Raw genomic sequence first — 7,603 nt, 5'->3', positions numbered from 1 at the left:
AGCTCCCTAATTTTTCTTATGGTATGCCATTCCTGTTGTTGGTGCTATGTTTTTAAATAAATTTTATTACGTTATCTAAACGAAATATTTACTTTTCCACTGGCAATCATGGCACTAATTTGTGATTGAAGTTTGGCAACAAATAAAGGCTCAGTACTTTTATTGCAGGCTAGGTATTTTATATCTGTTAGAAATACAAATGGTTGGTTGGTCATAGGAATAGCCAAATTACTCGCGATCGTTTCTGCGGTTCTTGTGTCAGAAAGCCAGTAATCAACAGACTTTTCTTCCAGCATTTTGATGCCTTGATCGACGCTGTCAGTTACTGTGATATTGAACCCCTGCTCTTTTAATTGCTGAGATACGCTATAGCCTTCGTAGGCTGCAATTTTAAACTCTCTAGCGTCAGAGATAGTAAAGAGGTGGGCAGGCTGTGGCTCTTGATAATAGAGTGCATATTGACTGATCGCGATAGGGCCGACCCAAATGAAATCAGCTTCGAGCAATTGCGAGCGAGCAAGAGGAAATGTGCAGACATCTTTCGTCAATTTTGTAGACTTCAGTGCTCTACTTTTTGGGCTAAATTCTACTTCAAAGCTTAAGTTAGCTTGTTCAAACGAGTCGAGGATGATCTTATAGGTGGTACCGAGATCGGGGTTAGATTCTTGATTGACGAAAGGCGGGGCATAGAAGGTCACTAAGCGGATATTATCAGCATAGGAATGTAAGCTAGACAGCAGTAAAAATAAGCAGGCTAGTCTTGAGATTCCCATACTCTATATACCTCTGACAGTGGAAGTGTGATGCCTTTAGGCTCTTCTTCGATTTTAGCCCAAGGGGAGCCTTCTCGTTTTAACCAACGTTTATTTGATTCGGTTAAATTAAGGTTAGGGCGACATTTAAGAGTAGGGTTATAGCGTAATGTTTCTAGATGGGAGTCAAATTTAAACGCTAACTTATTGAGCGTGGTTTGCGCTTCAATATCGCTATAAAGGTATTCGCCAATGTTTTGCCACCACATCGCAGCCATTGTTGAATAGTCTGGAATATTGATGCCTGATGGAGTCCAGCTGTGCTTGGCTTCGCTCTGGTAAAATTCAGCTAAACCACCAAGTTTAGGCGCAAGTTGGCTAAATTGGGAAGATTGAATATCCGAATAACGAATCGGGGTAAAACCATTGAGAAATTTATCAAATGACACTGTTTTTGAAACGGTGAATTGAGCGTATAGCCAAGCGGCTTCACGTTGTTTCTCTGGGGTTGAATGTAGGAATGTCCAAGATCCAACATCTTGATAGCCTGACTTCATACCAAGTTGCCAATACTTCCCACGAGGTGAGGGCGCTAATCGCCATAATGGTAGTCCATTGTCATCAACAACTTTAGAGTCAGGTGCGATTAAAGTGGGTACAAAAGCACTGTACCAAAAGATTTGTTGCGCGACTTTGCCTTGTGCCAGCCATTCTGCTGCAGTGCGAAAAGTTAACGATTTTGATTCAGGAGGAGCGTAGGTATTGAGCCAGTATTTGTACTTCTCTAAGGCGTAAACCGCGGCTGGGCTATTCAGAGCCCCACCTCTGGCGACACTAGCTCCTACTGGGGCGCAATTTTCTGCGCGAATTCCCCAGTCTCCTACAGGTAAACCACTAGGTAATCCAATATCGTTAACCCCTGCCAAACTTAGCCAGGAGTCAGAGATACGCCATCCAAGTGAAGGTTCGTATTTACCGTAATCAAAGTGCCCCCATATCCTTTCTCCGTCGATCTCTTTGACATCTTGAGTAAAGAATTTAGCGATATCTTCATAAGCTGACCAATTTTGGGGAACTGCTAAAGGGTAGCCATACAGCTTTAGAAATTTCTTTTGCAGTTCCGGTCTGCTAAACCAGTCATGTCGGTACCAATACAAGTTGGCAAACTGCTGAGAGGGCAGTTGGTAGATAACATCATCTTCATCCTTGACGAATTCAAGGCCGATGAAGTCGTTGATATCGAGAGTCGGCAGCGTAATGTGTTTCCAGTCTCTTTCTGTAAATAATGAGATTGGGATGACTTTTTGGCTGCGAATATGTGTGCCGATGAAGTCTGAATCATTGACGTAGGCATCGTAAATATTTACGCCAGTTGTCATTTGTAGCTGTAGTCGTTTGACTAAGTCATCTTCCCCCACAATTTCATGAATGACTTGGATCCCCGTGAGTTGAGTAAATAGTTTCGCAAGTGTCCGAGCCTCATAACGATGGGTTGGGATATCTTCGGAAATGACGGTGACTTTGAGACCGGCATAAGGCTTTGCCGCTTCAACAAACCAGCGTAGCTCTTTTTCTTTTTCTGAAGAGCTTAGAGTCGAGGATGGGAATTGATTGGCAAAAGATGAAGCGTCGCTTTGTGCTGTTACTGGAAATACGAGGCAAAAGCTAGCAATAACCGAGCATAAAACAGGTCGTAATATCGAACGAATAAAACAGTTAGACCCGAGTGAAACAGTACTATGTTGTCTCGTCATGCTTACCTCATCGTGCGAATGAATAGCCCTTACAACGAACCAATAAATCTAAAATTGCTTGGTATAAATAAAAGCTTAGTACATATTTTTACGCTATGAGCTTTAGCTACGGGCAAAAAAATACCGCTCGGAAGCGGTATTGAGTGAAGTCTTAGAATGGATACCAGAAGAGGTGTTCTTCTGATATTCGTTTGGCTATCGCTAGACCAACGATTACCGCGATAACAGCAAGTACTATGAAGTCGACGTTTTTTAAAGGTGATTGGCTAAACCACGTGCGTGACTTATTTCGTCCAAAACCTCTTAACGTCATGGCGTTAGATATTTCGTCTGCGCGATCTAAACTCGAAAAAATGAGCGGGCCTAGTACTTTGGCAACATTCTTCATTCGTTTGAATAACGGTGCTTTTTTGGAAAGCTCGACACCGCGCGCTTGCTGAGCGTGCATGATGTTCACAAAATCTTTCTTTACTTCAGGTAGGTAGCGTAGGGTCAGGCTTACGGCATAAGCGATTTTGTAAGGGACACCTAAACGGTTCAAGCTTGCTGCAAATTCCGTTGGGTGTGTACTGAATACAAATACCAAGGCAATTGGGAACATACTGAAATATTTAAGCGTTACCGTGACTAAGTAAAACAAAGTCTCTTGGCTTAATGAGTAGTTACCCGGAAGTGACAGTAAAATGTGCTCGCTGCCCATAAGCTCTTGCCCTTGAGTCGGTGCCAGCAAGTACATAAACAGTGCATTAAGCATCAGTACGCTTGCAGTACCAATAAGCAGAGGCTTATAGACTTTAAGTGGTACCTGTGTCGTTTTTAGTAGTAGAAGACCTGTAACGATTAAGACTGCGATAAGGCGCAAATCAAAGGTCGTTAATACCACCGTAACCCAAGCTAAAAAGAGTGCGAACTTAGTGATCCCATTTAATGAATGCAAAGGGGATTTGGTATCAATATAGCTGATCCCAAATTTTACTTTAGAAGCGTTCATGCAGCGCTCCCTTCTTGGTGGTCGCATTTTTCACTATTGATGAAATGTTGCATAAAGGCATTAGTGTCAGAGATGTTCATCTTATTGGCCAGTTCAAGCAGACTCGTGGTGGATAGGTTAGCTTGTTCAAGTAACGAGGGTTGGCAGAAAACTTCAGTCATTGGTGCATTCGCGATCAAACGACTGTCTGCAATGACAACGGAACGTGTCGTGTACTCTAAAACTAAGTGCATGTCGTGAGAGATAATCACTACAGTAACGCCCAATTCACGATTTAGCTTTTGAATAAAGCTCAGCATTGATGTGTAGTTTCGGTAGTCTTGCCCAGCGGTCGGTTCATCTAAAATCAGCAGTTGAGGTTCAAGAACCAAAATAGATGCAATAGTAACGCGCTTCTTCTGGCCATAGCTCAATGCTTCAATAGGCCAATGGCGGAACTTACTTAAGCCGCACAGTTCTAAAATTGACTCAACCTTTTCGGTGATGAGCTCTTCAGCCATATCTCGATTACGTAAGCCGAATGCTATTTCATCGAAAATCATATGATGCGAGATCATGTGATTTGGATTCTGCATCACGACACCAACTTTCTGGCTACGTTCGAATATCGACAACGTTGCGAGGTTTACACCATCTAAACTAATGCTCCCACTGTCTTGTTCTAGAACGCCCATGATCAGTTTAGTTATGGTTGATTTCCCAGAACCATTTTTTCCCAGAATAGACAGGAATTCGCCTTTATTTACCTTGAAGCTGACTTCCTCAAGCGCATTCTTCTCTCCATCATATGAGTAGGTAAGACCTTTTACATCTAATAATGGTTGGGCTGTTTCCGGCTGAGATTTCGCTGGGCGAGAATCAAACCAAGACTGAACGCTAGGCTGATATTTTGCGAAGTCTAAGTTTTCAAATTGAGCGAGCGGATCGCTAGTTTCAATTGGAGCTTGCGCAGCTTTGAGTGTCGATAGATATAATGGCTCTCTGATACCATGAACTTGTRGCAGGTCAGAGGCTAGTAAAGCGTCAGGTGTTGTATCGGCAATAATTTCACCACGCTCCATAAGGATGACACGGTCTACATCTCTGTGCAGAACATCTTCAAGTCTATGCTCGATGATGATAATGGTTTTACCAGACTCTTTATGCAGTTGGTCGATAATCTCAATCGTCGCTTTACCCGTCTTAGGATCTAAGCTTGCTAAGGGTTCGTCGAACAGCAAAGTATCGACGTTATCGACTAAAATACCAGCAAGGGAAACACGTTGCTTTTGGCCACCAGATAAATCATGAGGTGAGCGATCTAACATGTCTTCCAAGTTCACCATTTTTGCTGTCGACTTTACCAACGGATACATGTCTATGTTAGACATTAACTGGTTTTCTAACGCAAAAGCGATGTCTTCACCGATACTTAAACCAACAAACTGGCTGTCTGTATCTTGCAGAACGGTACCGACTTGTTCAGTAAAGTTGTGCATGTCGAAGTGCGAAGAGTCTTTACCATTGATAAGTAAAGAACCTGTGGTCTCACCCTTTATAGCGTGAGGGATCAGCCCGTTTAGGCATTGTCCAAGAGTAGATTTACCACTACCACTTGGACCGATAATGACGATTTTCTCTCCTTTCTCTATCCTTAGATCGATATTTTTTAGTGTCGGTTTATCCAGTGACTCATATCTAAAAGAGAAGTTCGAAAATTCAATGGTCATTAATGCTTATGCCTCAGTTAGGTTTCGGCTTTGGCTATTACGCTTCGCGACTGATTTTAAAATGAAGAAACCAACCACAGCAATCAGAGCTGTGTTGCCCGCTGCAATAATAGAAAGTTGCGTGAAGACTTTGGTGAACGGTTCTGCGTATAAAATGGTGTCAAGAAAAGCGGAGCAGCCGTAACCAAAAACATTACCAGCGAGTGCTAGCAAAACAAATAGGAAGAAATCTTTCATTGGTAGCTGACCTTTACTCAGACGGCGCTTTGTCATGATAGGGAAAAGTCCCATAACTAAACCAACAACACCTGAGCCTAGTACCCATGTTAGCCATACGCCCCAACCAGCGAAAAGGTCTGTTACCCAGTGGCCGATAAAGCCAACAAAGAAACCAACCAGTGGTCCAAATAGTACTGAGAATAGAGCAAGTACAGCCATTGCTGGCTTAAGTGTTGTGTTAGCAAAGACTGGAACACCAAACATTGGTAGTCCGCCAATGCCGTAAAGTGCTGCGCCAATCGCGATCACAACAACGGTTTTTGCTGAAAGATTCATAGATAACCTCAAGTACTGAAAGATGATTTCTTTAAAGAGCAGTTCAATTTGAACAACYAAAACTATTTGTCAGTGAATTAAATACAGAATGTGTATTTTCTAAACAAATAAGAAAAATAAGGTGCGAATTATACAGCAGAAGCCAAACTGATGAAATGCTATATGTCTAGATGTCTAAAACAATATGCTGTAATTATTAGCTAACAGCTTGCTATGAGTTGCTTATGACTTTGAAAAGAAAAAGCCAGTCTAGATAGACTGGCTCAAATTTAAGGTTGGCTTTTTGATCGCTTAGTGATCTAGGTATAGGTAGTTCTGCCAGCTTTTCATTCGAATCAATACTTTACGCATAATTGATACGTGAGTGAAACTATCTGAATAAACTGCTACCTCTACTGCTGTACCCTGAGGTAAGTGGAACTCAGAAAGATCATCATTGACTTTTAACGTGACGAGAACGCGCCCGTTAGTACGTAGAGCTTCAGTACCTAGTAGCGCACCACGAGCCTGGAATTGGCTTTCACCAATAGCCGGGATAACCTCAATCACTTCCCCTTTAAACACTTTGCCTGGCAGAGCGCGGAAAAGAAACTCAGCTTCAAAGCTAGGTTGTAAGCGTTGCAGGGAGTTTTGTCTAAAGGCAGCTGTGTAAATTTTGTCTTCAGTGTGGACAAAAGTCATTACTGGAGCCAATGGTAGTGGAACGGCCATAACACCAGGGCGCAGAGCTAATTGAGTCACATATCCATCGGTAGGAGCGCGAACGACAGTTTGCTCAAGGTTAAACTCAGCTTTACGTAGGTCAGCTAATAGGCTTGCTACTGCTGTGTTTTCACCACCAATTTCAGAGTTGAGTGATAACTGTGCTTGTTGTTGCTTCTCTTCTGCGACTTTCAAGGTCGCTTGCGCTGCCTTGTAAGCTTGACGGCGTGTATCAAGTTGTTGCTCTGTGAATGCACCTTTATCGTAACCACGCTTGTAACGGTCGAATTCGCGTTTTGCTTTGTCTCTTTCTGCAATCGCTTTGAGTTTCGCTGCTTCTGCTTCACTCACCATAGAATCAAGCCCTAGTGCTCCTTGGCTTGCTTCTTTTACTTTAGCTTTCAGCTTAGCGACTTCGGCTTCAAATGGAATCGGGTCAATCTTGAATAGAACGTCGCCTTTCAGTAGAGGTCGGTTTGGTTCTACTGGAACTTCGATGACACGTCCTCTCACTCCTGACACAATCGGCGTTGTTGAATAAACTTGGTTACCAATTTGAGTGAAAGGGTGGTTGTAGTTCATCAGCAAGATCAACGTGCCAATGAGAACTACGCCGCCAAGTACTGCTGTAGGTACTGTCCACTTATTCAATGGGATCTTAAACACTTTGAAAATCGTGATACACAACGCCGCGTAGGTCATTATCAGTAGTAAATCCATTATTTGACCTCCGGCTGTGTCGGCTGTTCAGGTGATGTGCCTGAATTTTCAATTGGTGTGTCTATTTTTACTTGTTCTAAGCGTACGACTTCTCTTTGTAAGGTCTCTACTTGATCGATCAATTTATCTACGCGGTGATGGATATCGTGCTGTTCTTCTTCAAGCTTAGCGAAGCCCCAACCTCGGTCTTGACGCCAAAGCGTTGCCCAAATCCATAGAAATGGCCAAATAGCATGAAGCGTGAATAGGCTGACCCAACCTGAAACGTGAATGGCATCTTGATGAGGGTGGTTACGCTCCTTAGCGATTTCGTAAGGAATATCGTGAATAACGATGATGCCGTAAAAAATGACAAGGGCGACAAAGACGAGCAGTCCGAGTGCAAAATAGTCTAAAAACATAACGGTTCCTTGTTAATGT

Annotated in this window: 7 protein-coding genes; all 7 read right to left on the bottom strand. The window is 42.8% G+C overall.

The genetic code is table 11. The features are described 5' to 3' along the window. Positions 1–71: 71 nt before the first annotated feature. On the bottom strand, positions 72–773 hold the full coding sequence (locus L4C33_RS17645; RefSeq protein ID WP_428813721.1) for a hypothetical protein: 702 nt from the start codon (positions 771–773) through the stop codon (positions 72–74). Further along, entirely contained in the window at positions 755–2,506 is a 1,752-nt protein-coding gene (locus tag L4C33_RS17640; protein WP_428813720.1) for an ABC transporter substrate-binding protein, read from the bottom strand. The genes L4C33_RS17645 and L4C33_RS17640 overlap by 19 nt, the downstream gene beginning before the upstream one ends. Positions 2,507–2,657: 151 nt before the next feature. Further along, entirely contained in the window at positions 2,658–3,497 is an 840-nt protein-coding gene (locus L4C33_RS17635; protein WP_428813719.1) for an energy-coupling factor transporter transmembrane component T family protein, read from the bottom strand. Beyond that, positions 3,494–5,206 carry an ABC transporter ATP-binding protein gene (locus L4C33_RS17630; protein WP_428813718.1) on the bottom strand — a complete coding sequence of 571 codons (1,713 nt, stop codon included), beginning with the start codon at positions 5,204–5,206 and terminating at the stop codon, positions 3,494–3,496. Before L4C33_RS17630 ends, L4C33_RS17635 begins: the two co-directional genes overlap by 4 nt. A 6-nt stretch (positions 5,207–5,212) precedes the next feature. After that, positions 5,213–5,761, bottom strand: coding sequence for an ECF-type riboflavin transporter substrate-binding protein (locus L4C33_RS17625; protein WP_428813717.1), 549 nt, complete (start codon positions 5,759–5,761; stop codon positions 5,213–5,215). A gap of 291 nt (positions 5,762–6,052) precedes the next feature. Next, positions 6,053–7,183, bottom strand: a complete 1,131-nt coding sequence (locus L4C33_RS17620; RefSeq protein ID WP_428813716.1) for an HlyD family secretion protein — start codon at positions 7,181–7,183, stop codon at positions 6,053–6,055. After that, the gene (locus L4C33_RS17615; protein WP_428813715.1) at positions 7,183–7,584 is read right to left on the bottom strand and encodes a DUF3302 domain-containing protein; all 402 of its coding nucleotides are present in this window, start codon (positions 7,582–7,584) and stop codon (positions 7,183–7,185) included. Before L4C33_RS17615 ends, L4C33_RS17620 begins: the two co-directional genes overlap by 1 nt. Between the last annotated feature and the right edge of the window lie 19 nt (positions 7,585–7,603).

Source organism: Vibrio makurazakiensis (assembly GCF_050337375.1).
GTDB classification, from domain to species: Bacteria; Pseudomonadota; Gammaproteobacteria; order Enterobacterales; family Vibrionaceae; genus Vibrio; species Vibrio makurazakiensis.
This window is presented reverse-complemented; position numbering and strand designations above follow the sequence as displayed.

Excerpts from the sequence above, each read along its gene's own strand:
- L4C33_RS17615 (WP_428813715.1), bottom strand. The coding sequence starts at position 7,584 with ATGTTTTTAGACTATTTTGCACTCGGACTGCTCGTCTTTGTCGCCCTT.
- L4C33_RS17640 (WP_428813720.1), bottom strand. The coding sequence starts at position 2,506 with ATGACGAGACAACATAGTACTGTTTCACTCGGGTCTAACTGTTTTATT.
- L4C33_RS17635 (WP_428813719.1), bottom strand. The coding sequence starts at position 3,497 with ATGAACGCTTCTAAAGTAAAATTTGGGATCAGCTATATTGATACCAAA.
- L4C33_RS17620 (WP_428813716.1), bottom strand. The coding sequence starts at position 7,183 with ATGGATTTACTACTGATAATGACCTACGCGGCGTTGTGTATCACGATT.
- L4C33_RS17645 (WP_428813721.1), bottom strand. The coding sequence starts at position 773 with ATGGGAATCTCAAGACTAGCCTGCTTATTTTTACTGCTGTCTAGCTTA.
- L4C33_RS17625 (WP_428813717.1), bottom strand. The coding sequence starts at position 5,761 with ATGAATCTTTCAGCAAAAACCGTTGTTGTGATCGCGATTGGCGCAGCA.